General features: G+C 53.8%; 33 protein-coding genes. 16 read left to right on the plus strand and 17 right to left on the minus strand.

Annotated elements, in window-relative coordinates:
* Positions 1-25 precede the first annotated feature (25 nt).
* The 10 genes from AC2LB6_RS03435 to AC2LB6_RS03480 form a co-directional block, all read right to left on the minus strand.
* On the minus strand, positions 26-304 hold the full coding sequence (locus AC2LB6_RS03435) for a hypothetical protein (RefSeq protein WP_490092459.1): 279 nt from the start codon (positions 302-304) through the stop codon (positions 26-28).
* 3 nt (positions 305-307) lie between these two features.
* Positions 308-646, minus strand: a complete 339-nt coding sequence (locus tag AC2LB6_RS03440) for a hypothetical protein (protein WP_490092460.1) — start codon at positions 644-646, stop codon at positions 308-310.
* Positions 646-1119 carry a hypothetical protein gene (locus tag AC2LB6_RS03445; protein ID WP_490092461.1) on the minus strand — a complete coding sequence of 158 codons (474 nt, stop codon included), beginning with the start codon at positions 1117-1119 and terminating at the stop codon, positions 646-648. Before AC2LB6_RS03445 ends, AC2LB6_RS03440 begins: the two co-directional genes overlap by 1 nt.
* Complete coding sequence (locus tag AC2LB6_RS03450; protein ID WP_490092462.1) at positions 1116-1610, minus strand: hypothetical protein; 495 nt, start codon at positions 1608-1610, stop codon at positions 1116-1118. Before AC2LB6_RS03450 ends, AC2LB6_RS03445 begins: the two co-directional genes overlap by 4 nt.
* Positions 1611-1690: 80 nt before the next feature.
* On the minus strand, positions 1691-2038 hold the full coding sequence (locus AC2LB6_RS03455) for a DUF1064 domain-containing protein (protein ID WP_490092463.1): 348 nt from the start codon (positions 2036-2038) through the stop codon (positions 1691-1693).
* On the minus strand, positions 2035-2274 hold the full coding sequence (locus AC2LB6_RS03460; protein WP_490092464.1) for a hypothetical protein: 240 nt from the start codon (positions 2272-2274) through the stop codon (positions 2035-2037). The genes AC2LB6_RS03455 and AC2LB6_RS03460 overlap by 4 nt, the downstream gene beginning before the upstream one ends.
* A 203-nt stretch (positions 2275-2477) precedes the next feature.
* Positions 2478-3044, minus strand: a complete 567-nt coding sequence (locus tag AC2LB6_RS03465; protein ID WP_490092465.1) for a replication protein P — start codon at positions 3042-3044, stop codon at positions 2478-2480.
* Complete coding sequence (locus AC2LB6_RS03470) at positions 2956-3939, minus strand: DnaT-like ssDNA-binding domain-containing protein (RefSeq protein ID WP_490092466.1); 984 nt, start codon at positions 3937-3939, stop codon at positions 2956-2958. Before AC2LB6_RS03470 ends, AC2LB6_RS03465 begins: the two co-directional genes overlap by 89 nt.
* Positions 3939-4148 (minus strand): hypothetical protein, encoded by a 210-nt coding sequence (locus AC2LB6_RS03475; RefSeq protein WP_490092467.1) that lies wholly within the window; start codon positions 4146-4148, stop codon positions 3939-3941. The genes AC2LB6_RS03470 and AC2LB6_RS03475 overlap by 1 nt, the downstream gene beginning before the upstream one ends.
* A 172-nt stretch (positions 4149-4320) precedes the next feature.
* On the minus strand, positions 4321-4548 hold the full coding sequence (locus AC2LB6_RS03480) for a hypothetical protein (RefSeq protein WP_490092468.1): 228 nt from the start codon (positions 4546-4548) through the stop codon (positions 4321-4323).
* A 158-nt stretch (positions 4549-4706) separates the two neighbouring features.
* Here AC2LB6_RS03480 and AC2LB6_RS03485 point away from each other — a divergent pair, with 158 nt between their 5' ends.
* From AC2LB6_RS03485 to AC2LB6_RS03535, 11 genes are all read left to right on the plus strand, one after another.
* On the plus strand, positions 4707-5282 hold the full coding sequence (locus tag AC2LB6_RS03485) for a helix-turn-helix domain-containing protein (RefSeq protein ID WP_490092469.1): 576 nt from the start codon (positions 4707-4709) through the stop codon (positions 5280-5282).
* A 548-nt stretch (positions 5283-5830) separates the two neighbouring features.
* The gene (locus tag AC2LB6_RS03490; RefSeq protein ID WP_490092470.1) at positions 5831-5974 is read left to right on the plus strand and encodes a hypothetical protein; all 144 of its coding nucleotides are present in this window, start codon (positions 5831-5833) and stop codon (positions 5972-5974) included.
* Positions 5975-5979: 5 nt separating this feature from the next.
* Positions 5980-7056, plus strand: a complete 1077-nt coding sequence (locus tag AC2LB6_RS03495) for a hypothetical protein (protein ID WP_490092471.1) — start codon at positions 5980-5982, stop codon at positions 7054-7056.
* 7 nt (positions 7057-7063) lie between these two features.
* Positions 7064-7351 (plus strand): host nuclease inhibitor GamL, encoded by a 288-nt coding sequence (gamL, locus tag AC2LB6_RS03500; protein WP_490092472.1) that lies wholly within the window; start codon positions 7064-7066, stop codon positions 7349-7351.
* Positions 7348-8202 (plus strand): PD-(D/E)XK nuclease-like domain-containing protein, encoded by an 855-nt coding sequence (locus AC2LB6_RS03505; RefSeq protein WP_490092473.1) that lies wholly within the window; start codon positions 7348-7350, stop codon positions 8200-8202. The genes gamL and AC2LB6_RS03505 overlap by 4 nt, the downstream gene beginning before the upstream one ends.
* Positions 8199-9212, plus strand: a complete 1014-nt coding sequence (locus AC2LB6_RS03510) for a RecT family recombinase (RefSeq protein WP_490092474.1) — start codon at positions 8199-8201, stop codon at positions 9210-9212. Before AC2LB6_RS03505 ends, AC2LB6_RS03510 begins: the two co-directional genes overlap by 4 nt.
* 60 nt (positions 9213-9272) lie before the next feature.
* Positions 9273-9548 (plus strand): helix-turn-helix transcriptional regulator, encoded by a 276-nt coding sequence (locus AC2LB6_RS03515; RefSeq protein ID WP_419138862.1) that lies wholly within the window; start codon positions 9273-9275, stop codon positions 9546-9548.
* Positions 9549-9550: 2 nt separating this feature from the next.
* A complete protein-coding gene (locus AC2LB6_RS03520; protein WP_490092475.1) occupies positions 9551-9910 on the plus strand; it encodes a hypothetical protein in 360 nt (119 codons plus the stop codon).
* On the plus strand, positions 9907-10608 hold the full coding sequence (locus AC2LB6_RS03525) for an MT-A70 family methyltransferase (RefSeq protein WP_490092476.1): 702 nt from the start codon (positions 9907-9909) through the stop codon (positions 10606-10608). Before AC2LB6_RS03520 ends, AC2LB6_RS03525 begins: the two co-directional genes overlap by 4 nt.
* Positions 10605-10925: a hypothetical protein gene (locus AC2LB6_RS03530; RefSeq protein WP_490092477.1), complete on the plus strand. Its 321-nt coding sequence runs from the start codon at positions 10605-10607 to the stop codon at positions 10923-10925. The genes AC2LB6_RS03525 and AC2LB6_RS03530 overlap by 4 nt, the downstream gene beginning before the upstream one ends.
* A complete protein-coding gene (locus tag AC2LB6_RS03535) occupies positions 10922-11095 on the plus strand; it encodes an MFS transporter permease (RefSeq protein WP_419138868.1) in 174 nt (57 codons plus the stop codon). Before AC2LB6_RS03530 ends, AC2LB6_RS03535 begins: the two co-directional genes overlap by 4 nt.
* 4 nt (positions 11096-11099) lie before the next feature.
* On the opposite strand, the gene AC2LB6_RS03540 is transcribed toward AC2LB6_RS03535, so the two are convergent.
* Together AC2LB6_RS03540 and AC2LB6_RS03545 are read right to left on the minus strand one after the other, a co-directional pair.
* Positions 11100-12299, minus strand: a complete 1200-nt coding sequence (locus AC2LB6_RS03540) for a tyrosine-type recombinase/integrase (protein WP_490092478.1) — start codon at positions 12297-12299, stop codon at positions 11100-11102.
* A 222-nt stretch (positions 12300-12521) separates the two neighbouring features.
* Positions 12522-14141 (minus strand): peptide ABC transporter substrate-binding protein, encoded by a 1620-nt coding sequence (locus tag AC2LB6_RS03545; RefSeq protein WP_490092564.1) that lies wholly within the window; start codon positions 14139-14141, stop codon positions 12522-12524.
* 152 nt (positions 14142-14293) lie between these two features.
* On the opposite strand from AC2LB6_RS03545, the gene mpaA reads away from it, so the two are divergent.
* Positions 14294-15001 carry a murein tripeptide amidase MpaA gene (gene mpaA, locus AC2LB6_RS03550; protein WP_490092479.1) on the plus strand — a complete coding sequence of 236 codons (708 nt, stop codon included), beginning with the start codon at positions 14294-14296 and terminating at the stop codon, positions 14999-15001.
* Here mpaA and ycjG read toward each other — a convergent pair.
* Positions 14976-15959, minus strand: coding sequence for an L-Ala-D/L-Glu epimerase (gene ycjG / locus AC2LB6_RS03555; RefSeq protein WP_490092480.1), 984 nt, complete (start codon positions 15957-15959; stop codon positions 14976-14978). The two genes, mpaA and ycjG, sit on opposite strands and share 26 nt — an antisense overlap.
* Positions 15960-16105: 146 nt before the next feature.
* Between ycjG and tpx the strand changes: the two genes are divergently transcribed.
* A complete protein-coding gene (tpx, locus tag AC2LB6_RS03560) occupies positions 16106-16609 on the plus strand; it encodes a thiol peroxidase (protein ID WP_090960733.1) in 504 nt (167 codons plus the stop codon).
* Positions 16610-16659: 50 nt separating this feature from the next.
* Here the strand turns inward: tpx and tyrR are convergent, their stop codons facing one another.
* Positions 16660-18225, minus strand: a complete 1566-nt coding sequence (gene tyrR / locus AC2LB6_RS03565; protein ID WP_490092481.1) for a transcriptional regulator TyrR — start codon at positions 18223-18225, stop codon at positions 16660-16662.
* Between the two features lie 229 nt (positions 18226-18454).
* On the opposite strand from tyrR, the gene AC2LB6_RS03570 reads away from it, so the two are divergent.
* Genes AC2LB6_RS03570 through AC2LB6_RS03580 form a run of 3 tightly spaced genes read left to right on the plus strand, consistent with a single transcriptional unit; the run spans position 18455 to position 21227 of the window.
* Positions 18455-18811, plus strand: a complete 357-nt coding sequence (locus AC2LB6_RS03570) for a GtrA family protein (RefSeq protein WP_490092482.1) — start codon at positions 18455-18457, stop codon at positions 18809-18811.
* Positions 18811-19761 carry a glycosyltransferase family 2 protein gene (locus AC2LB6_RS03575; RefSeq protein WP_490092483.1) on the plus strand — a complete coding sequence of 317 codons (951 nt, stop codon included), beginning with the start codon at positions 18811-18813 and terminating at the stop codon, positions 19759-19761. The genes AC2LB6_RS03570 and AC2LB6_RS03575 overlap by 1 nt, the downstream gene beginning before the upstream one ends.
* A 47-nt stretch (positions 19762-19808) precedes the next feature.
* Positions 19809-21227: a hypothetical protein gene (locus tag AC2LB6_RS03580; RefSeq protein WP_490092484.1), complete on the plus strand. Its 1419-nt coding sequence runs from the start codon at positions 19809-19811 to the stop codon at positions 21225-21227.
* A 43-nt stretch (positions 21228-21270) separates the two neighbouring features.
* Here AC2LB6_RS03580 and AC2LB6_RS03585 read toward each other — a convergent pair whose 3' ends face one another.
* Genes AC2LB6_RS03585 through pspD form a run of 3 tightly spaced genes read right to left on the minus strand, consistent with a single transcriptional unit; the run spans position 21271 to position 23955 of the window.
* The gene (locus AC2LB6_RS03585; RefSeq protein WP_490092485.1) at positions 21271-22332 is read right to left on the minus strand and encodes a YcjF family protein; all 1062 of its coding nucleotides are present in this window, start codon (positions 22330-22332) and stop codon (positions 21271-21273) included.
* Positions 22329-23726, minus strand: coding sequence for a YcjX family GTP-binding protein (locus AC2LB6_RS03590; protein WP_490092486.1), 1398 nt, complete (start codon positions 23724-23726; stop codon positions 22329-22331). Before AC2LB6_RS03590 ends, AC2LB6_RS03585 begins: the two co-directional genes overlap by 4 nt.
* Entirely contained in the window at positions 23707-23955 is a 249-nt protein-coding gene (gene pspD, locus AC2LB6_RS03595) for a phage shock protein PspD (protein ID WP_003853796.1), read from the minus strand. The genes AC2LB6_RS03590 and pspD overlap by 20 nt, the downstream gene beginning before the upstream one ends.
* Between the last annotated feature and the right edge of the window lie 19 nt (positions 23956-23974).

Below are 23974 nucleotides of genomic sequence, written 5' to 3' on the forward strand. Positions count from 1 at the left end.
TATTTATCTCCCGTGACATGTCACATCAATTATCTGGATGACTGAAGAAATGATAGTAGTCTTCTTCTAACCCAACGTAATGCAGATCAAATCTTGTGCCTTTTTTCTTCTGTACGAAAGTCACAGCATTGCCGCGACTTAACATTGAACAGAATGCGGCTACATGTGCCTCTGGCGCCAGGGAAAGCTTTACCACCTGCACCGTCGCGCCATTATGCTCCACCATTTCTGATGTGATAATGGCGTCCAGTGGGACGCCCGGGTACTCAAGAATTGTGACGATGGTTTTATTGTTGCGCGCCATGCTTTACCCGGTTAATTTGAGGTTGTGCCAACCCGTAGTCACCCAGCATGCCATCTCACCACTGCATGGGCAATCCTGCACCGGCAGATGCTCTTTGCACTTCCCGCACTGCTGGTGGGCCAGCATTTCCAGCTGCTGCGCCAGTTCAGCGGAGTCTTTCCGGATTAACAGCGCTATGTACTCGTTCAGCTCATACGGTTCACGACCGGGGCGGCGCGCGGCGCAGTTATGCGCCAGCATCTCCAGTTCCTGACTATCCAGCGCCAGCTCCAGCTTTTTACCACCGGCAGCGGCCTGTCTGGCACGCTGCGCGGCTTTGCGTTCGGCGGGGGATTTAGGCATTAACCCGCCTCCTCAATGTTTCGCATGGCGGAGTCAATCTGCTCCCGCAAATCCGTGGCATAGTTTTCATCGCAATCGTCGCTAGTTTGTTGCGACCAAAAAATATTGTGACTTCCATAGGGCAAAGGCTCGCGGACGTTAACGGCTTTTGATACAAGCCAATCCATGCGCTTTGTGTCATCCGGCACCAGCTCAGCCAGGCTTACGGCGGGCGCGGGGCAGTCATATACCATTCGCCAGCGATAGCCGTGTAATACGTTAGTTTCAGCCTCTTCCCGGCTTACTACGTCAATCCATACAGATTCACGGCCATAGGATGGTTTTTTCTGAATATGATAGCGAGGCTGCGCGGTCAGGGCGGCTAGCGTTATTTTTGCTGCTCTTAAGGTTTGCTCTGACATGGTGCTTTTGCTGCCACGCGCAATGCGCCACTCACACCACTCAATCAGCGCCTGTTTCTCTTCTGCTTTCATGATGGCTCTCCTGCGCGGAGTTGGGCGGCAAAATCCTCTGCCAAATCTTTCACCCTGTCGCCGACAGCGCAACCGCCCTGAACTGCCGCTGCAAATAACCGCACACCCTCAGCCCGCACAGAGTTAAGGTAGACGTCGGTGGCTGGGGTCTTGATAGAGTCAAATTCTTCCATTGCCGATTCCAGAGCGATTTGCTGGCAAGCTACTTCTGCACGTCCCTGAATCCCTGTGCCTTCACCGTTAAGGTTGTTGTGCATATCATTCAACTTGTCGCCAAACCCCTTCAGCGCCGCATTCTCTGCCGCCAGCGCGTCATGCTGCACCTGAAGCTCATCACCACGCACCAGCGCACAATCCAGTCGCGTAGCCAGCTCTGAAACCATCTTCGCGATATCGATCAGCGCGGTATCCATGCCCATCGCTTTAGCAAACGCATGCCCTGCAGCGACTAACTCTTTTCCCTTAACATCACTTAACTTTCTATTTTCCATAAATATTTTTCACCTCAGACCGTTATCTAAAATCACAATTTTTGGGGTTAACACGCTTTTTGCTGCGCTGGTTAACCTGTTCAGAACTCTTCTACGTCCCATCCCGCGGCTTTTGGCTTTGGGTAAACTGCTTTGAAGGCGAAGGGATACGTGTCCGCTGCGACCTTCATCTTCACCCTGGCGTCATCGCTGAAGATCCGCTTTGAGCCTTTGACGTCGTGCATTTCGAGCTGGCCACTGGCATACATCACGGCGAAATCGACGGTGATAAAGCAGCTGTCAGCGAGGCGTAGCTTGATACCTTCGAACCGGTACCAGAGGATTAACTCGGCACGCTTCTGCAGCTCGAGGTGAGCGGCATAGGCGGTTTCGGATTTGTTCATCTGGCCGGTTTTGAGTCTGCCCAGTGCGTAGAGCTTTCTGTTCATGCTTTCGCCTTCAATGCTTTTGCTTTGGGTTTTGTCTTTTCCTGATTGCGCTTGGCATAAAGCCGGGCCTCTCTCAGGCAATCTTCAAAGATCCCTTTGCTCTTCACCGTTGGCTGTGAAGAACGCCGATACCAGTCAACAGCTGCATTGGCTGCTCCCTGGGCAACAGGAAGCGCGTGACCTTCGCCAATCATCATCTGGCGGATGTTTTTCTCAATGAACTCGATAGGATGCATCTCACAACCCCTCTGTTACCTCATTGGTTACTATTACCATTTTGGTAATACTTATCAAGTAAAAAAATGCGCTTATTTGCGCTTTCTCTCTATGCCCTTGAAACGCTCTGTATCGCGTTCTGAGAGGATTTAACTCTTTGCCTGCTCCTTGCCTGCATAATTACCGGATAATCAAATCTGATGCCGCTGGTGCAGGATTGTTACTATTTTGGAACACCGGCCGCATTACGGATTTTGATTCTCTCAAGCATTCGCATGGCTGCTGCGTGTCCATCGCCGCTGGTGTTTCTGGCTGCTGCAACAGGCTTTTCAGAGAGCAACGGCTTTGGCTCTGGAACCGTCTCACCTTGCCGGATCTTTTCGGCCCAGGCTTTGAGATGCACGTCAGCCCGCTTTTCGACTTCCAGTTCGCTGAGATTGCGCTGATACATCTCCCGGCGAAGGTCACACACGATCCAGAACAGAACAGGCTGGCGCCAGGGGAATGTTTCTGCACAGCTGTAGCTCAGTCTGTTCCTGTTGTACCGGCTGAACTCTGCCATCACGTCTGTGACTTCCAATCCGAATGGATTACCTGCGCTCTCGCTGGCCAACGCCATAAACTCTGCCAGGTCAGGTGCGAAGGTATTGCCTTCGCAGCATCTGGTAATGCACTGATCAACGACGCCCTGAAGCTGCTGGTCAGTGAGAGCTGAAATCGCCTGGCTCCAGCGTAACGACGGTGCTCTGCCATTCTTCGCCTGCCACCGATCCGAATACAGCCCCATCATCTCCTGCCAGAATTTGATAGATCTCCTGTTGGGATCTTCCCTCTGCTCGAAGCTGCCCTGCCATTGCTTCGATTGATGACTCGTAGGCATCTCCCCGCCACGGCCCGCAGTACCCATCAGCTCGTCGATTCTTTTCATCGCGTTTATCTCCGGTTGGTTTCTTCCTGCTCATCTGGTGCTTGAGGCTCTGAGCAAATTTTTGTTCCCATTGCGCGTGGTGGAAGGCTTTCCCTTCTGCCTGCCAGTATGTGATGAACTCTGCCAGTGCAGTCTGTGGTGGCACATCTGTGAGACTAAGCCCCCACTGCGCTGCCTTCAGCAGAAAATCATCGTCAGGCCTCCAGCCTTCGAACATCGTGAACTTACCGACCAGGCCGTTTGGTCCTGCCGCTGGTGGTCGGTTATCCAGGATCTGGTTTGCTACGTTCGGATGAGGATTGCCGTTTTGATGCGCGCGGTCCTTAGAGAGGGGTTTATGTTTTATATCTTCCTCTTCCTCTTCCTCTGGTAACGCTTTTTGTAACGCTGGATGCGTTACATTTTTAACTTCCTTTTTTCGGTGCTCAGCCACCCTTCTGTTTGTAAGTGCCCGTTTTTTAGAGGATTCCCCGTTATGACGCTCGAAGTTAGGCAGAGTGAGCTTTCCATCAACGTATGAGAGCCAGCCCACCGCGATCAGTGAATCAGCGAATCCTGTAATGAAAGCGATACGATCCAGTACTCCCTTTGTAACGCTGCCAGCGTTACCGTCGATTGTCTGCTGGTCAGCCCATGCCCAGATACGAACCAGTTTGCCGAGAACCGCATCAGGATCGATGTTCAGGATTTCCGCTATCTGGAAAATCTCTGGTTTGTCGGGGGTGATCACCTCTACTTTTATCCAACTGCTTGCCATCAAACCACCCCCGGCGAAGTAGTTCCCGCGGCGTTCTCCATGATCTGCTTAATCTGAGCCTGGCGGCGCAAACTGGAATCCATCGCACATTTCACGCAGTGGCCGTTATAGACGTAACGCTCGCTTTTATGGCCGTGCTTACACAGCTTGCCGGTGTAGTAGCGCTTGAGACCTGCTTTCGCGGCCTCCATGCGAGTAATGATTTTCATTTTGTTACCTCACCCTACGTTTACTATTACGACTATTTTCGCCTAACCAGAAAACAAATCAAGGCTCATTTGCATATTTGGTAACGATTGGTTGTTTTATAAGGATATTTAGTCACAAAAGAGTAATAAAAAGCCGCCATGTAGGCGGCTTTCGGGGCGGGTTGTGTGGCAGTTACGCGGCAGCGTAGAAGAAGGATAGCAACTGCTCTTTGCTGATATTTGGGTTAATGCTGGTTACCGCTTTATGCAATTCCGTCATATAGTTACGGCTCGGAACGCGGCGGGCGTACACCAAGTGAGTACGGATATAATTCACTGTCGTGCCGGCCTCTTTAGCCAGCTGCTTCTTTTCTTCCAGCGACAGTCCCTGCCAGAACTCTTTGAAGTCAAACGGCTCCATTGGGGCCTCCAGATAACGATTTCATCCACTGAATTGTTACCTAACTGGTCGCGCTTATCAACTTGTATTACCAATCTGGTGCATTTACCAGAAAGGTAACATCGGCTTTAATTGCACCCAGCAGCCTGATAAACCCAAATCATGTATGAAGGAAACAAATGAAGCCGATTTCCGGGATCCGCAGAGCAAACCTGATTTACCTGCTTGAGACCCGTTTCGAAGGTAACCAGACTCAGATGGCAAAAGCCCTGGGTTCATTACCGAACCTGATCAGTCGATGGACGCGTGATAAGCCGATGGGCAGCGCAGCAGCGCGCAACATTGAGCGGGTACTGAAGCTGGAAGATTACTGGCTGGATAACGACCGCGACAATGTACCGCCAGTCGCCCAGGACGTGGAGATCAGCGACGTGGTTTCGCACAACCTGCGCCTCTGGATGGACAAATCTGAAGACCTGAAAACACAGGGTAAAGTTCACCGCGCCAGCGGCGTGAACCAGTCAACCGTGGGCCGCGTTCTGAATAAAGAGATCGACCCGACCATCAGCACTGTTAACTCTATTGCCAAAGCGTTCGGCCGCAATGGATATGAGCTTCTGATCCCGAATACTGACGCACGTCAGATTCAGTATGACCGAGACCTCTATGAAAAACTGGAACCGGCAGACAAAGAGAAGATCACCAGCTTTATTGAGTTTGTTATCAGCCAGGCTCAGAAAGAGTCAGATCAGTAAGTACCGCGGGTTCATGACGGTATGACTCAGCCATATACCGTCAAAGCCCGGACTCCCGCCACCCGATCCAGCCCACTCAATACCTACCAGAAGCCATAAACGCCACCTTACAGTTACCATTATGGTAATTTTTTCTTGTGATAACGATTGACACCCCCTGAAAAACGCTTATTATTAGCCTCAAGTGTTACCAGTTTGGTAATAGCAAATCGCTCTTTAACAATCCGAAACGGGCAATCACAACCCCCAATCTGGCCGCCCACCAGATGGCACGGCTAACCCGTAGAACCGGAACGCCTGCCCGGAAAGTGAAAATCCCTATCCCTTTTTCGGAGACAGATCATGACCTTTAATGATGTGACCGGAGAGCCTTTTGTAATAGTCCGCATAGCCTGTGGCTACCTCTGGAGAATGACAAACGTCCAGACACGCTTCAGTCAGACAGTTAACCGTGACCAGTTCCGGAAGATCGCCTTAGCCGCTTATGGGCTTAAAGGCTCTTTGTCATGCAACCAACTATTACCAAAATGGTAATTCTGGATTCAGAAATGAAATATCGTTACCAGAACGGCAAGTACACCTTTACCGCCTGCGTGCTGGGCATTGAGCGTCAGTTCTCTGACTTCAACGCAGGCATTGAGTGGGTATTCACACAGAAAATGGCCGCCAGCTGCGCGGCAGACATGGAGTAGCGGTTATGTCCAACAGCACAGAGCTTGAAGTTATCAGCATCACCGAAGATCAGGCGCCAACGCTTTACGTTGAAAACGGTCTCGATCAGTACCTCGAAAAAATTCGCCAGGCAGTTAATGAAACTCCTGACCTGACCACCAAAAAAGGCCGTGACCGTATCGCATCGCTGGCGGCAAAGGTGTCACGCAGTAAAACGGCGATTGAAAAGCCAGGCCGCGACTATCTGAAGCGCCTGAAAGAACAGCCAAAGGTTATCGAAGCTGAGTTGCGCCGCTTCACCAACGAATGTGACCGGATCCGCGACGAAACGCGCCAGCCACTGACCGAGTGGGAGAACGCGGAAAAGGCCCGCGAAGACGCATTAAAGCAGCGAATTGCTGAACTTCGCGCCCTGGCAGATGTAGTCGATGCGATGGGTAATTACCTGCCATCCGAAGACATCAATGCCCGGCTGACCACCGCGAAATCTGTGGCGCTGGATGACTCCTGGCAGGAGATGGCCACCGAGGCCGGTGTAGCGAAAGACGCTACCGTGCAAAAGCTGGAGTTGTCGCTGGCAGAAGCAAAAAAGCGTGAAGATGCCGCAGCTGAGCTGGAGCGCCTGCGTAAAGAACAGGAAGCAGAAGCACAGCGCAGACGCGATGAGCAGCTGAAGCGCGAAGCGGCAGAGGAAGCAACCCGCCAGGCTGAGCTGAAAGCGCAGCAGGAACGTGAGGCAGCGGCTAAGCGTGAAGCAGATTTAAAAGCTGAAGCTGCTCGCATTGAACAGCAGCGCATCGATGCAGAGCGCCGGGCTGAGCAGGAGAAGGTTGATGCGGCAGCTAAAGCAGAGCGCGAAAAGCAGGAAGCTATTGATGCTGAGCGCAGACGCGCCGCTGAGGCTGAAGCATCACGCCTGGCTGAAGAGAAACGCATCGCCGATGAAACGGCACGTCGCTCAGCTGACAGAGAGCACCGCCGGCTGATCAACCAGCAGGCTATCACTGACCTGGTGGCAGCAGGTCTCACCGATGAGCAAGCTAAAGCCTGCATCACAGCAATCGTGATGGGCAAAGTTCAGGCCGTCACCATCAACTACTGAGGTGCTTATGGGTGCATATGCACAGCATGAAATAGCCGAAGCTCAGCGCTGGCAACAGCACGACGCTCAGGTCAGTAAGGATGAGTGGATCCGTGACCGCGCGGACGAACTCCAGGCAAAGTGGCCGGAAGAGTTAACCCGGCTTTATAACCCCTTCCTGCTTACCTCTCTACCGGGTTTGCGCAGTGAAGCCGCGCAGGATGCTTACGCAGAGATGGTCGATAAAATCTGCCTGGCGCAGGCTGTAGAAGACTGGCAGAACAAAGAGTGGCTCGGTAAGGACTGGACGCCATGACCGCGATACCTGAAATCAAAATGGCCCCGAGCGATCCGGGGCTTTACTTCAACATTCCCAACGAGGCGTATCACGCTGGCCCCGGCGTCAGTAAATCTCAGCTGGATGACATCGCCATTAACCCAGCTGTATTTCAGTGGCGTAAAACAGCGCCAGAGGATGAAGAGAAGAAAACGGCGCTCGATATGGGTACAGCCCTTCACTGCATCCTGCTGGAGCCGCAGGAGTTTGACCTGCGCTTTGTCATAGCTCCAAAGTTTGATCGCCGCACCACTGAAGGAAAAAAAAGAGCAGCCCATTTTCTGGAAGAAAATAGTCAATCAGGCAAGACCGTTCTGGAACACGAAGAACACCGCAAGCTGCTGCTGATGCGCGACAGTACGTTCGCTCACCCGGCAGCGCGGTACTTCCTGGAGGCTGAAGGCCACTGCGAAGCGTCGATTTACTGGGACGATGAGCAGACCGGCGAGCTTTGCCGGATCCGTCCGGACCGGTTCCTGAAAAATCAGCCGGTAATCGTGGACGTGAAGAAAGTGGCGGACATGGAGCGCTTTGCCCGTCACGTCGATGAGTTCCGCTACCACGTACAGGACGCCATGTACCGCGACGGCTTCTATCAGCACTTCAACGAATACCCGCAGTTCGTTTTCATCGCTGTCAGCGAGAGCATCAATTGCGGCCGCTACCCGGTGCGCGTCTTCCAACTTGAGCAGGAGGATGTTGCTGTGGGTCACGATCTTTACCGGCGTGATCTGAACACCTATCACCAGTGCCGCCTGACCAACACCTGGGGCGGCGTTGAATCACTTTCCCGCCCGGCATGGGCGCGCAAAAAGGATAATCAGGCATGAGCACTAACTTAGTCACCAACGAAACCACCAGTACCGCCGCCACCATCTTCAACCCGCAAAGCCTGATGCAGCTGCAGCAGTTCGCGCAGGTGATGTCTGAGGGCGTTGTTGCCATCCCGCAGCATCTGCGCGGTAAGCCCGCTGACTGCCTGGCCGTGACCATGCAGGCGGCGCAATGGGGCATGAACCCCTACGCAGTGGCACAGAAAACGCACATCGTGAATGGCGCGCTGGGCTATGAGGCGCAGCTGGTAAACGCGGTCGTGTCGTCGTCCAACCTTCTTTCCAGCCGGATCAATTACAGCTGGAGCGGCGACTGGTCGAAGTGTACCGGCAAGAACGATAAATCGGACTTCCTGACCGTCACCGTGTCGGCGGTGATCAAAGGTGAGTCTGAGCCGCGTGAGTTGACCATCAGCATGGCGCAGGCTGGTGTGCGTAACTCGCCGCTATGGGAGCAGGATCCGAAGCAACAGCTGGCATACCTCTGCACGAAGCGCTGGGCGCGCCTGCATGCCCCTGACGTGCTGCTGGGTGTGTACACGCCGGATGAGCTGGACGAAACGCCACGCGGCGAACGTGACATCACACCGCGCACCACCGCTGACCTGAACAGCATGATCGGCAGCAGCGTCGAAGCACCATCGGCTGATGTTCGTGATTATCGCGATGACGCCGTGCTGGTTGCCGGTCTGCAGGAAGAGATTGAACAGGCTGACACGCTGGAGAAAGCCAGCGCTGTCGGTGAGAAGATCAGCCAGCACAAGGACGACTTAACCGAATCCACCTTCCGATCACTGCGTGCTAAAGCCGTGAAAGTCTATAAGCACCACGACGCCCGCCGCCAGATTGAAGCAGCGATCAACAGCCTGGACGCCAGCGCGCCGGACGCGAAAGAGACCTTTATGAAGGTTGAAGCAGACCTGCAGCGCCTGAAAGGTGCGCTGGGGGATGAGCTGCACGAAAGCTTCAGCATCACGCTTGGCGACATGCGCGCCGAATACGTTTAACCAACACCAGTGAAAACTCAGGGGCCCATCGCGGCCCCTTTTCTTTGGAGAGAAAAAATTATGAAAGGTGCAATCCGTAAAGATCAGCTGCTCGAGCGCGTGCCGCTGTCTGAGTACACCATCAATCAGATGGAAAAGAATGGCGAGTTCCCGAAACGCTTCCCGCTCACCAACCGCACTGTAGCCTGGAACGTTGACGAGGTTGAAGCCTGGCTCGATGAGCGCCAGCGCAATGCCAGTGCTGCACAGCGTGACCCGTCACTGGCTGCGAAGTTCGAAGCCAATCCCAACCACCGTAAAGCCGCTGAGCGTTCAGCGTTGAGAATGGCGGGCTGATCATGACATCGAAAGAATTAATCCTCACCTATCTGCAGGAGCATGGCGGATCCCGGTCCGTCGATATTCACGCCCACCTGGCGGAGCACGGTCTTAAGCGTGAAAGCTCAATGTCAGCGCTGAGCAAACTGGTGCGCGCCGGCGAAGTTATGCGCGCCCGGTTCCGCCAGGACTACATCTGCTGGCTGAAAAACACCAACGTGGTGATCAGCCCGAGTGAAATGCGCAACCGGCTGAGCAATGCAAACCGCCGCCTGAATGCGATGAACAGCGTTAACGTGGTGTTTGATGAGTGCCGGGCCAACAGCCAGGTATACCGGATGGATCAGCTGCTGCGTTCGGCGCGTGAGGTGCGCGCATGAACTATCAGCTGATTTATGCCGACCCGCCTTGGTCATATGGCAACACCATCAGCAACGGTGCCGCGGATAACCACTACGGCACCATGTCGATGGCTGACCTCAAGCGCCTGCCGGTCTGGTCGCTGGCTGCGCCAGATGCTGTGCTGGCGATGTGGTACACCGGCACTCACGCTGAAGAGGCTATCGCGCTGGCTGAGGCATGGGGCTTCGATGTGCGCACGATGAAGGGGTTCACCTGGGTGAAGCTCAATCAGTTGGCAGAGCAGCACATCAACAAAGCGCTGCGAGATGGCGAGGTCGAAGATTTCTATGACCTGCTGGCCCTGCTGAACACCCAGACGCGCATGAACGGCGGCAACTACACCCGCGCCAACACGGAAGATTGTCTGATCGCAGTGCGCGGTGCAGGGCTGGAGCGCCTGAACGCATCAATCAAACAGGTTATTTACAGCCCACTGGGTGAGCACAGCGCCAAACCGTGGGACGCCCGCCACCGCCTGGAGCTTCTCTATGGTGACGTGTCACGCATCGAGTTGTTCAGCCGTGGCGATGCTGAAGGCTGGCACCATTGGGGAAATCAGAATCCACACAATAACGTTGAGTTGGTGCCTGGCGGATTTGAGGTAAACGACAAGCAGCCGCGCCGGATAGAGGTTACGCGCGGCATGGTGCAGATGACGAGAGGTAATGCAGCATGAATAAATTAACTCCCGGCGGCATGGCCGTCATCGTTGGCAGCAGCAGCGAAGCCTTCACGAACAATGTAGGGCGTCTGGTCCGGACGGTATGCCGTGAAGGCATGCTGAAATCTAAAGTCACTGGCATGGTGAGCGATTGCTGGTTTATCGAAGTACCGGAGGGTGCCAGACCTTTGAACGGCAAAATGCCGGATGGCCGGGTGAGTATGTCTTACTGCGGCAATATTCCGGCCGCATTACTGATGCCGCTCGATAGCAACGATCCCGACGCGGAACTAAACGCATCGCCGGTATACGGCAGTATGGGTAAGCTATGATCGCACTGTCGATTTACCTCATGATCGCCGCTTACCTGCTGGGTAAACTGGAAGACGGGCCGCACTCACCGCAGTCTGTCTTTATCTGCCTGGCATGGTTCCCGGCAGCACTGATTTACCTGTCAGCGCTGCTGGCGGACAAAACACTCGGCGATCACCCTGAACGTTGAGATTTTATTTTTTTCCCTTCTCTATCCACTCATCTACCATGTCGGCCCACTGCTGTAACATGTCCTTACGCTGTTCGCTATATTCGGCTTTGTTATACACAGCGCGAATACTTCGTTGCTCATGGGCCAGGCATTTCTCTATCCAGTCCGAATTAAATTCCTTTTCATGCAAAATTGTACTGGCTGTTCGCCTGAGGTCATGAACATTAAAGCTATCCATAGGATTACCCTCTTTTTCAAGAATTCCCAGGGCCGTTCTGATTGGCGCATTTAACGCGCCTTCTGACAACGGGCTGTGTGGGCTAAACCGGCCCGGATGAATGTAGGTGGCATCCCCATACAGGTCATTGAGCATCACAAGAATGTCGTAAGCCTGATTCGACAGATATACCTTGTGCGCCCTTTTCATTTTCATCAACGATGCAGGCAGTGTCAGTGTCCTTTCGTCCCAGTCAACCATTGACCAGGTAGCATTGCGGAATTCGCCCTTTCTCAGCATGGTAAGAAGAACAAATTTGATGGCAAGAATTATCGTTTTACTGCTTCCGGTTCGCTCCACCGCGCTAAAAAAAATCCCTATTTCTTTTTCGGAAAGAGCTCTGGAACGCGGGGTGAAACTGGCAATACTCGATGGCTTTATCCTATCCGCTGGATTATCCCCTTCATATCCCCTTTCCCTGGCGAATTCATAAACCTTGTAGACCAAGGTGCGAACATGTAATGCGGTAGAAGGTGCTCCTTCATCTCGAATCCTTTCACAAAACTCTCTGAGCTGCATGTGTGTGATTTCACTCATCAGCTTGTTGCCAAACAGTGGAAGAACATGGCGCCGGAAGATCGCCAGCCTTAGCTCTTTAGTACTGTCTGCAACACGCCAGCCCTTTTCCCACAGCAATGCATAATCTTTGAAACGGTTAGCTGATCGATAAACACTTTTTGACTCCTGCTTTTTCATAGACGGCGAGATGCCCTGAGTCAGAAGTTTCTTAGCCTCCATGAGCTTCTCGCGCGCTTCAGCCAGAGATATACCATCGGCGCCATATTTACCTATCGTCAGCGTTTCTCTTCTGCCGTTAATACGATAGTCATATCTGAAGGTGACGGTACCAGTTTTCTGTACCGCCACATATAATCCATCACGGTCGGAAACCTTATACAGCTTGGCCTGCGGCTTTAAATTTTTAAGTTTTGTGTCGGTGAGCATCTGGTTTCCTTGCAAAAAAATACCGTCATACGTACGCCAAAAACTGACGGTATAGAGTGTAAAGAGAGTACGTAATTTTGACGGTACCGTCAAAGTGACCGACGGTAAATACCAGCTTCAGGCAATCGGTAACAATCGTTATCAATAAGATAAATAATAAAAAACCCCGAAAAATCGGGGTTAGCAAATCGTCTTCAATCGTAAACTATTACCAATGCATGGTTAGTGCTTTTCAATCCACAGTTCGCGGCTGTAAGCGACATCTTCAGGGTTGGTGATGGGATAGCCTTTGACCCAGGGTTTAATGAGGCGGCCATTGGTGTACTGATAGATGGGGGCGATCGGTGCCTGCTCAGCCAGGATTTGCTCGGCACGATTGTAATCGCTATTACGCGCCTGATCGCTGGTCTCGCGACTGGCTTTGGCGATAACCGCATCATAATCCGCGTTAGTGAAGCGGGCGATATTGCTGCTATTACCCGACGTCAGCAGATTCAGGAAGGTAGAGGGCTCATTGTAGTCACCGACCCACGAGGCCCGGATCACATCGAAGTTCCCGCTGTTACGGCTGTCGATGTAAGTTTTCCACTCCTGATTCTCCAGCGTGACGTCCACACCAAGATTCTTTTTCCACATCGAGGCCACGGCAATCGCAATCTTCTGATGGCTCTCAGAGGTGTTGTAGAGCAGTTTGAGCTTCAGCGGCTTACCCGGGCCGTAGCCAGCGGCAGCGAGCAGCGATTTGGCCTGCGCATTCAGGCTATTCTGATCGTGCTGTTGCAGGAATGATGGCAGCGGCTTGAAGCCTGCGGTGACATCGGGCGTAAAGTGCCATGCGGGTTTCTCCCCGGTGCCCAGCACTTTTTCAGCAATCACTTTCCGGTCGATAGACCATGAGAGTGCTTTGCGAACCCGCACATCGGCAGTCGGCCCCTTCTGCGTGTTAAACGCGTAGTAATAGGTGCCTAACTGGTCAGGTGTGTAGACCTCTCCGGGCAACGTTTTTTTCAGGAGCGCATACATGTTTTTTGGGAAGGATTCGGTGATATCAATGTCGTTGGATCGATAACGTTTCGTCGCGCTCGACTCTTCATTAATCGGCACAAAGGTCACTTTCGTCAGCACGGAGTGCGCATCATTCCAGTAGTGAGGATTGCGTGTCAGTACGATTTTTTCGTTCACGACCCGTTCGCTGAGCTGATAGGCCCCGTTGCCCACCAGTTTACCGGGTGCTGTCCAGCCATCACCCCCCTGTGCGATAATTTTCTGCGGTACCGGAAAAAGAGCCACGTTAGCCACCAGCGCCGGGAACCACGGCACCGGACGATCCAGCGTCACTTTCAGCTGGTTTTTACTCTGCGCGACCACACCCAGCTTATCGGGCGTCATTTCGCCTTTGGTAATCGCCGCCGCATTTTCAATCCCGCTTAAACCCGCGAACCAGGCAAAAGCAGAACTATTTTTAGGATCGACAAGGCGCTGCCAGCTGTAGACAAAATCCTGCGCGGTAACCGGATCGCCGTTCGACCAGCGCGCGTTGTTGCGCAGGGTGAAGACCCAGGTTTTGTTATCGCTGCTGCTCCAGCTCTGCGCCACGCCCGGCACAATTTTGCCCTGCGCATCCTGATTAGTCAGGCCTTCAAACAGATCGCGAATCACCTGAATTTCAGGCAGTCCGACCGCTTTAAGCGGATCGAGCGAGGCGGGTTCATCTTTAATATGGCGGACGATCTGCTGCTGTTCAGCCAGCTGCGCGCCTGCGGGCAGATTCGCCGCGATGGCGGGTGTGAGAACGCTGCTCAGACTGATTGCTGCCAGCGTCATGCGAAAGGTCTTTACCATCATCACTCCTTTACCCCAAAGAAGTGCTGCACCAGTCTGTTGCCGATGCAGCTTGTGCAGGGCACTTTATCGCAAATGGCTGACAGATAAATAGCTATTTTCCGCGCACGGCTTTTCCGTTACTTTTAGTAAAACCTATTGAGGAAATGAGTATGTCGCCACTCCATCCACGTCCCCTTCGCGGCAAACTGGACGTTCCGTATCAGCAGTATGGCCGCTCAGTGCTGGGTGCACCGCTGCTGTGGTTTCCGGCCCCGCTGGGCGATCCTGACAGCGGTCTGATCCTGGCCGGCACCCATGGCGATGAGAACGCGGCCATCGCCACCCTCTCCGCCGCCTTACGGACGTTGCCTGATGGCATGCGTCGGCATCACGTAGTGCTTTCGGTCAATCCTGATGGCTGTCAGCTTGGGCTACGCGCTAACGCAAACGGCGTCGATCTCAATCGCAACTTCCCGGCGGCGAACTGGCAGTCCGGCGATACGGTTTATCGCTGGAACAGCGCGGCGGATGCGCGCGATGTGGCACTCTCGACCGGCACGCATCCGGGTTCTGAACCGGAGACCCAGGCGCTCTGTGCCCTGATACATCAGCTAAAACCGCGCTGGATTGTCTCCTGGCATGAACCGCTGGGCTGTATTGACGACCCGCATCAGGTCGGGATTGGCGGCTGGCTGGCCAGCCACACCGGCCTTCCCCGCGTCAGCAGCGTCGGTTATGACACGCCCGGCTCATTCGGCAGTTGGTGTCACGATCTCAGCCTGCCCTGCGTGACCGCTGAAATGCCGGTGATTTCAGTGGATGAAGCGACGGAGACCTACCTTGAGATGATGGTTAACCTGCTGCGCTGGCAGCAATGATCAACTGGCCGTTGCGCACGGTGATCGCCGGTTCTGAATCTACCGCCAGCCAGGTCGGCCCGTCGAGATCGGCGAAGCGGGTCTGCGGCACCAGAGGTAGCGCAGCGCGTATCGCCCGCGAGGTGCAGAGCATGCAACCGAGCATCACCGCAAAGCCCTGCTGCTGCGCCGCATCGGCCAGCGCCAGCGCCTCGGTCAGCCCGCCCGCTTTGTCCAGCTTGATGTTGACCATCTCATAACGGCCTCGCAACGCTGCCAGGCTTTCGCGGGTATGACAACTCTCATCGGCGCAGATCGGCAAGGGATGGATAAAGTTCTCCAGCACCGCATCTTCACCTGCTGGCAGAGGCTGTTCCAGCATCGCCACATTAATGTCCGCCAGCAGCTGACAGCGTGCCGCCAGGCCTTCGGCATGCCAGGACTCATTTGCATCCACAATCAGCGTCGCGTCCGGCACAGCGGCACGGATCGCCATCAGCCGTTCGGTAATGAAATTATTATCCAGCTTAACTTTCAGCAGCGTTGCGCCATGCTGCCACAGCGCGAGTGCGCTGCTGGCCATCGCCTCAGGCGTATCAATGCTGACGGTTTGCGCGGTGACGACATCTTCCGGAGCGATGACGCCGCTGAGTTGCCAGAGGTTACTCTGTTGCTGATGTGCGGCAAGATCCCACAGTGCGCTGTCGATGGCGTTGCGCGCTGCTCCGGCGGGCAGTGCCTGTTGCAGCGCCTCACGCGTCATACCCTGTTGCAGCGCAGGCAGCAGCGTAGCGATTTGCGCCAGCACCGAGGCTTCACTTTCACCGTAGCGCGGGTAAGGCGTTGCTTCACCGACGCCTTTTACGCCATCTTCCTCAATTTCAACCACCACCACTTTAACTTCGGTCCGGGTTCCTCGGGCAATGACAAACGGCGTATGCAACGGCCAGGCTTCGGGATAACTTTTTACCGTTCTCATTTCCACTCCACAATGTGTGACGCAGCGGCAGCCCGCCACGTTAAATTCCACAATTGAACTCGTAAACCCTTAACATTTATGTCATAAACAACGGCTATCTTTAGCCGTTTTGTGTCAGATCTTTTTTATCATCAAAAGGAATCACTATGTCTCAGACTGTTCATTTTCAGGGTAATGCCGTACCGGTTGCAGGTCAGTTTCCTCAGGCTGGCGATAAAGCCAAAGCTTTCACACTGGTAGCAAAAAACCTGGTTAACGTCGCGCTCTCTGAGTATGCAGGAAAACGCAAAATTCTGAACATTTTCCCAAGCGTTGATACCGGTGTCTGTGCTTCATCAGTACGCAAGTTCAATCAGGCTGCAAGCGAGCTGAATAACGCCGTGGTGTTATGCATCTCTGCCGATCTGCCATTTGCCCAGTCGCGCTTCTGTGGCGCAGAAAACCTGAACAACGTGGTGACGCTGTCGACGCTGCGCGGTTCAGAGTTTAAGTATGATTATGGCGTGGAAATTGCCGATGGTGCGCTGGAAGGTCTGACCGCACGTGCCGTGATCGTGCTGGATGAGAACGATAAAGTGATCTACAGCCAGCTGGTTGATGAAATCACCACAGAGCCTGATTACGACGCTGCGCTGGCCGCGCTGAAGTAATAAAAAAAGCGGATAACCCGGTTATCCGCTTCTCATCTTCTGCCTGACCTTTATTCGCTTTCGTTGCGTTTCTGCCCCAGACCATATTCCCGCAGCTTATTGGCAATCGCGGTGTGTGACACACCCAGCCGTTTTGCCAGTTTTCGGGTGCTGGGATAGGAGAGATAAAGCCGCGTCAGAATTGAACGTTCGAAACGACTGGTGATCTGATCCAGCGTTCCTTCCAGCGCCTCATCCCCCAGTGACACATCCAGCGCCTGTTCAGGCAACACGATATCCTGCGGGCGCAGTTCGTAACCTTCCAGCTGAGTTAATGCGCGATAAAGGGAATTTTTTAGCTGACGCACGTTGCCAGGCCACGCATAGCGGGTCATAAACGCATTGAGCTGTGGCGAGAGTCGCGGACGCGCCATACCCTGCTCATCCGCAAAACGGGCCACAAACATCTCGGTCAGCGGCAGAATGTCCTGCGGACGATCGCGCAAAGGCGGTAGTTGTAGCGTCAGCACATTGAGTCGGTAAAAAAGATCTTCGCGGAACTCCCCGCGCTGCACCAGTTCAATCAGGTTCTTTTGCGTCGCACAGATGACCCGCACATTGACATGCACTTCATGCTCTTCGCCGACGCGACGGAAAGTGCCATCATTGAGAAAACGCAGCAGCTTAGTCTGCATTCTTGGCGACATCTCGCCAATCTCATCAAGCAATACAGAGCCGCCATTCGCCTGCTCGAAAAAGCCTTTCTTGCCTTCCAGCGCATTTGGATAGGCGCCGGCAGCATGGCCAAACAATTCGCTTTCTGCGACGTCGTCGGGCAGAGAAGCACAGTTCAGCGCCAGGAAAGGATTTTTCCCGCGAGCACTGCGCAGATGGCAGGCACGAGCCAGCATATCTTTCCCGGTGCCGGTATCGCCGACAAACAGCAATGGCGCATCAAGCATCGCCAGTTTGCGCGCCTGATCGACCACCTGACGCATCTTCGGCGTGACGGCAATGATATGGTCGAACTCCGATTCGTCGGTCACCACCAGATTCTGCAACTGTCGGCCCATGCGGGCGGTTGACTTCAGCATCACCATCGCGCCCACCGGCCTGTCATTCTGGCCCTCCTCGCCCGGCAGGTAGATAGGACGCGCTTCCATCAGGAAATCCTGACCCTCAATGACCACATGCTGCGCCTGCGCTTCAACCCGCTCGCTCTCCAGCCAGCGCATAAAGTTAAAGCCGTTGATGAGGTTGCCAGCACTAAAGTTGCGCATCTTCTCTTCATCGAGATTAAACAGGTTCTGAGCAGCCGGATTAGCCAGTTCAACCTTGCTTTTCAGATCGATGGAGAAAACCGGATCCGGCATCGCCACCAGCAGTGCACTCAGCGCGCGATGCTCCCGTTCAGATGGCATGTACGTAACCGTGCGCACATCTGTTACGCCTGGTGTACGGCGGATTTCGGCCATCAGGTTACTGAAGGCATCGAATTCCAGTGCCGAAAAGTTCAGGTAGATGCGGCCCAGCGCCGTGATTTCGATACCGCGTAAATCAATGTTGCGTGCCACCAGCAGATCGAGCAGTTCACGCGTCAGACCGATGCGGTCCTGACAGAACACTTCCAGACGCATTGCGTTCGCCTTAATCAGGTTCAGATTAAATAATATTACGCTAAGTCATGCGCCGGTAGAAAGGGATCTGTCAGGAAAAGTTGACAGCTCAGGCGCGTATGGCGGAGTTTTGTACTGCCCTGATGGATCAGACGAGTCGTTACTGATTGTCAGCCTTTGTCAGCATCAGACTGTTGATTGCTGACGGATTGCTGTATATTTTTCCCAACTGGTTAGAAACGATTATAAAATGCTGACTTTCTTCGCAAAATATCTGTCTGTGGGTCTGGTAAATACCCTGATTCATTGGGTGACTTTTTTTATCTGCCTTAGTCTGGGGCTGTTCCAGTCGACCGCGAACCTGATTGCTTTTTGCCTGGCTGTTACCTTCTCTTTCTTTGTTAATGCGCGCTGGACATTTAAACAGCAGGCGACAGCGTGGCGATATATTCTTTACGTCGTTTTTATGGGCGCGATGGCATTCAGCGTCGGTTATCTGGCTGATCGATTCGGCCTCTATCCGATTATTACGCTGATCACTTCATCGGCTATCAGTCTGGCGTGTGGCTTTCTTTTTTCCCGCTTTATCGTATTTAAAGGAGAATAATGAAAATCTCTTTGGTGGTACCGGTATTCAATGAAGAGGAGGTGATACCTCTTTTTTATGACGCGGTCAGAAAATATGAAGCGCTGGCAGCCTGGCAGGTTGAGATTGTTTTTGTTGATGATGGCAGCACAGATGCAACGCATGCGCTGATTACCCAACTGAGTGAGAGCGATCCGCTGGTACGTAGCCTGTCGTTTATTCGTAATTTCGGCAAAGAACCCGCGCTGTTTGCCGGCCTGGAAGCCGCAACCGGCGATGCCGTTATCCCGATAGATGTGGATTTGCAGGACCCCATTACTATTATCCCAGAGATGATCACCAAGTGGCTGGCGGGTGCTGATATTGTTCTTGCCAAACGGATTGACAGAAGTGCCGATGGCCACATCAAACGTAAAACCGCCCGCTGGTTTTACAAATTGCATAACAGTATCAGCCATCCGCAGATAGAAGAGAATGTCGGTGATTTCCGGCTGATGTCGCGTGAAGTCGTCGAAAATATTAAGCTGCTGCCCGAGAAGAATCTCTTTATGAAGGGGATTCTGAGCTGGGTCGGCGGAAAGACTGATATCGTGGAATATGTGCGTATTGAGCGGATCGCGGGCCACAGTAAATTTGGCGGCTGGAAGCTGTGGAATCTTGCGCTTGAAGGACTGACCTCATTCTCTACCGTTCCACTTCGCATCTGGTCATATCTGGGTTTTCTTGTGGCCTCGCTCGCTTTTCTATATGGACTCTGGATGATCCTGGATAAGCTGCTGTTTGGTAACCCAGTGCCAGGCTATCCCTCTATCCTGGTTTCCGTGTTGTTTCTTGGTGGCGTTCAGCTTATTGGGATTGGCGTGCTGGGTGAATATATCGGCCGCATTTACATGGAAACCAAAAATCGGCCTCGCTATATTTTGCGAAAATCCGCGCCGACAAAAATTAACTCCCCTCAGAATACCGACTAATGCCCACTCAGGAGCAGAGAAGATGGCCAGATTAAAAAGGATGACAGATGATCGCCACTGATACCGGCATAACCCGCCGTCAGGTCTTTTTGCTTTTTGTGATAGTTTTCCTGATTGCTTACAGTCCTGCTTATTTAACCCATTACGCCTACACCGATGACTGGACGAACCTTTACTGGGCTAATTTTGACAAGCTGAGTATTTTAAACTGGGACACATTATCCGGCAGGCCAGTATATGGCGTAATTCAGTACAGCGCATCTTTCCTGGTGGAGAGCGTAGAACGCCTGGCGCTGCTGCGTTCTGTCGCAATTGTTCTGCTCATCTTTACCGGATACTACATTTATATCCTGTGTCAGAAATATGCGCTGCTGGAGAATCAGGTTCAGCGGATAACCTTTGTGTTATTGCTTTGTCTGCTGCCCTCATTCCAGGTTTATATTGCATGGGCATCCTGCTTTCCCTATATCGCTGCAATTCTGCTGGCAGGTGCCAGCTACCGCTTCTCGATAAAACCGGGCATCACAGGTCGCATTATAGCGGTCTGCCTGCTGACCATTGCCTTCTGTCTTTATCAACCCGCAGCGATGAGCTTCACCTTCTTTGCCGCACTGGATTTATGCCTTTCAGAGCGGAAAATCGATAAGAAGCGCGCGGTAATCTCTCTGATGGTGCTGGGCGCAGGAATGTTCGCAGCGCTCATTGCCTCGAAGGTACTGCCCGTCCAGCTTTATGGCCATTCCCTGCCGCGTTCCGCATTCAGCTACGACGTTCCGGTTAAAGTGAAATGGTTTTTCAGCGAATACCTTAAGAACGTTATCTGCAACTTTGACCTCGGCGCAAAAACAGTGTCGGTGATCATCTCATCGATCATTATTGGATTTGGGCTTAAGAAAATTAAAGCTGCGGGCAACGACAAATTTTATCTGATGTTTATCTTACTGCTGATTGCCGCGCTGCCTAATTTGATTGTCAGTGAAAGTATGGCGGCCTACCGGACCCTGATTGCCGGTGCGCTGATCACCACCAGCGCATTTATCCTGGGCCTGTTTGAAATCAGCAAAAAGTTAAAATGGAAAAATACCTTTTATTCATTGCTGGTAATAGCTGCCGCCTCGCTGTCGATAAGTCACCTGATGAATGGCTACTCGGTACCCGCCCGCAAAGAATTTGCCCTACTTGAGCAGGCAATCACTCAACAGGTACCTAAAGATTTTCAGGGTTCGCTCTATTATCGGCTGACCGGCGAGTATCTGCCCAAGGTGGCGACGTTACGGAAATATGATGATTTCGGCGGGCTGGGATTAAGCATGTCATGGACATTTGCCGGGATTGCGCACTTTATCAGGGAGAAAAATGGGATGGCCTTTACGCTGCCGTCGGATCCGGTCATCACTGATGAATCTACCTGTCCGGGTGAGTGCCTGACTATCGATTCGCGGCAGGTGCTTCGCCAGTCCCACTAATTAATAAAGGCGGCTATGCCGCCTTTATTGTGTCACGCGAGCGTCAGGCTGACTTATTGCCGCCCTTCTGTAACGCCTCTTTCAGCTGGCTCAGCAGTTCACGACGGAAATCGCCGAGTCGTGGCTTATCCTTCTCCAGCCACGGCAGTGGACGACAAAGCTCCATCGCTTTGATGCCGAGTCTTGCGGTCAACAAACCCGCGCCAATGCCCTGCGCAGCGCGCGTGGAAAGCCGGGCGGCGATATCCTGTGACATCCAGTCCATACCCACTTCCCGCACCAGTTCGGAAGCCCCGGCAAAGGCCATGTTGAGCAGAACCAGGCGGAACAGCCGGATGCGGCTGAAGTAGCCCAACTCGATGCCGTATATCGCCGCGATGCGATTGACCAGCCGCAGATTACGCCAGGCGATAAAGGCCATATCCACCAGTGCCAGCGGACTGACCGCAATCATCAGTGTTGCTTCCGCAGCATGACGACTGATTTCACGCCGCGCCTGCCTATCCAGAACTGGCTGCACCAGCTGCGCATATAACTGTACGATTTCACTGTCATTGTGGGTTTCGTGCAGCGAGGCATGCCAGCGCTGCAAAGCAGGATGCGCCTGATCCAGCTCTGCCTGCTGAGCCAGTTTTTCGCAAAATGCCCGGCCTTTGCCGATGCCATGACTGTGCAGCAACTCACGGCCCACATCCCGCTCTTCGGCGCGCTGACGCAGCTGATAGATACGACGCCACTCGGTGGTCAGTGCGCCCACACCTGCCAGCACGATCAGGCCGCCCGCCACGCCGCTGCCCAGCGAAAACCAGTCGCGGGCCAGCCAGGCATCATGCGTCCACTGCACACCCTGAGCAATCACGCTGACGCCAAACAGCAGCGCGCCAGCCGTCACCATTTTGCGCCACAGACTGCGCTTAGGTTTCAGCGCGGCTTCCACCGCCCGTTCACCGGCACCCTCCTCCTCGACAGCGACATCTTCATCCTGCACTGCCAGAAACGCAGCCTGCGCTTCCGCTTCGAAGGTCTGCGCAGGACGCAGCGGCGTGCTTGTGCTCTCATCAAGCGGGCGGGCAAAATCAATACGCGGCTTTAGCGGATCACTCATCGCAATTTATCTCCCAATAAAAATTCCAGCGCGGCATCCATGCGGATATGCGGCAGCGGGCGGTCGACGTCGAGCTGCTGCGGCCGGAACTGTTCAAACTGAAAACCCTGCTGCTGCCAGAAGGCATTGCCGGGCAGTCGCGGCGGGACTTCGCCCGGATAGACGGTAAGCGGCTCGCCATCATCCAGCCTGTTGCCGCGCAGGGCCGGGATCTTCTCCCCACGGTGATCGACCAGGCCGCTCTGCGTCGCCTGTACCGATGCCAGCCCGATGCAGTCCATGCTAATGCCCTCAAACGCGGCATTCTGCCAGGCATCCTGCACCAGTTGCTGCAGCAGTGACACCATGTTGCCGTGCTGATCGCTGGTGATGTGATCCGCTTTGGTCGCGGCAAACAGTAATTTGTCGATCACGGGTGAGAACAACCGTCGAAACAGGGTGCGCTGACCGTAATGAAAGCTCTGCATCAGCTGAGTCAGCGCCAGCCGCATATCATTAAACGCCTGAGGTCCGCTGTTCAGCGGTTGCAGGCAGTCCACCAGCACAATCTGGCGATCAAAACGCAGGAAGTGATTCTTGTAGAAGCCTTTCACCACATGCTGGCAATAATAATTAAACCGCTGCTGCAGCATAGTGAAGTTACTACCCTTGTCCGCCTGCCCCAGCTTAGTGAGTTGTGCATCATCAGCCGTCGGCCAGGGGAAAAACTGCAGCGCGGGCGCACCTGCCATATCGCCAGGCAGCACGAAGCGACCAGGCTGAATAAAGTGTAAGCCTTCAGATTTACAGCGATGCAGGTAGTCGGTCCAGGCAGCAGCAATCTCTGCCAGCTGGGTTTCATCGGCGGGAGCAAGCGGATCGAGTTTTTCGCAAAGCGTGCGCCAGGGCTTTGCCCACTCCGCACGATCGCCCTGCAACAGTCCGTTCATCTGCCGTGACCAGGCGAGGTAATCCTGCGCCAGCATCGGCAGATCCAGCAGCCATTCCCCGGGATAGTCGACAATCTCCAGATAGAGCGTCGCTGTCTCTTTCAGGTGGCGCAACAGCGAATCATTGGGACGGTAACGCAGCGCCAGACGCATTTCGCTGACACCACGAGTTGGCGTCGGCCAGGCGGGCGGCGTGCTGTAGAGCTGAGCCAGACCTTCGTCGTAGGTAAAACGCGCGGTGCCCATGTCACGCTGGGGTACCCGCTTTACGCCTAACAGCCGCTCATCCCGTACAACGGAAAACAGCGGCAAACGAGCGCCGCTGTGAACCGTTAAAAGCTGATTAACCAGTGAAGTAATAAAGGCGGTTTTACCGCTGCGGCTTAATCCGGTAACCGCCAGCCGCAGGTGGCGATCAACGCCACGGTTCATCAACGCCATTAATTCAGTTCGCAGTCTTTTCATCGTTCTCCCTGATGAAGCGCGATGCCACCCGGTTCATCACGCGTTTCAGCAATGGCTCAAGGGCCACAGCCAGCAGCAGACGTAACGGGCGCCGCGCTACCGATTTCACCGCCCAGCCAGTTACACCGGCGGGACCGTAGGTAACAGCATTGATAATGATGAATTTAGCCGCCGACTTCAATGCAGGTGCCGCCCGGTGACGAAAAGCTGTGGATCGCGAAAAAGACATCAACACCTCCATTGAGAGA

The organism is Pantoea sp. RCC30.1 (genome assembly GCF_058148845.1).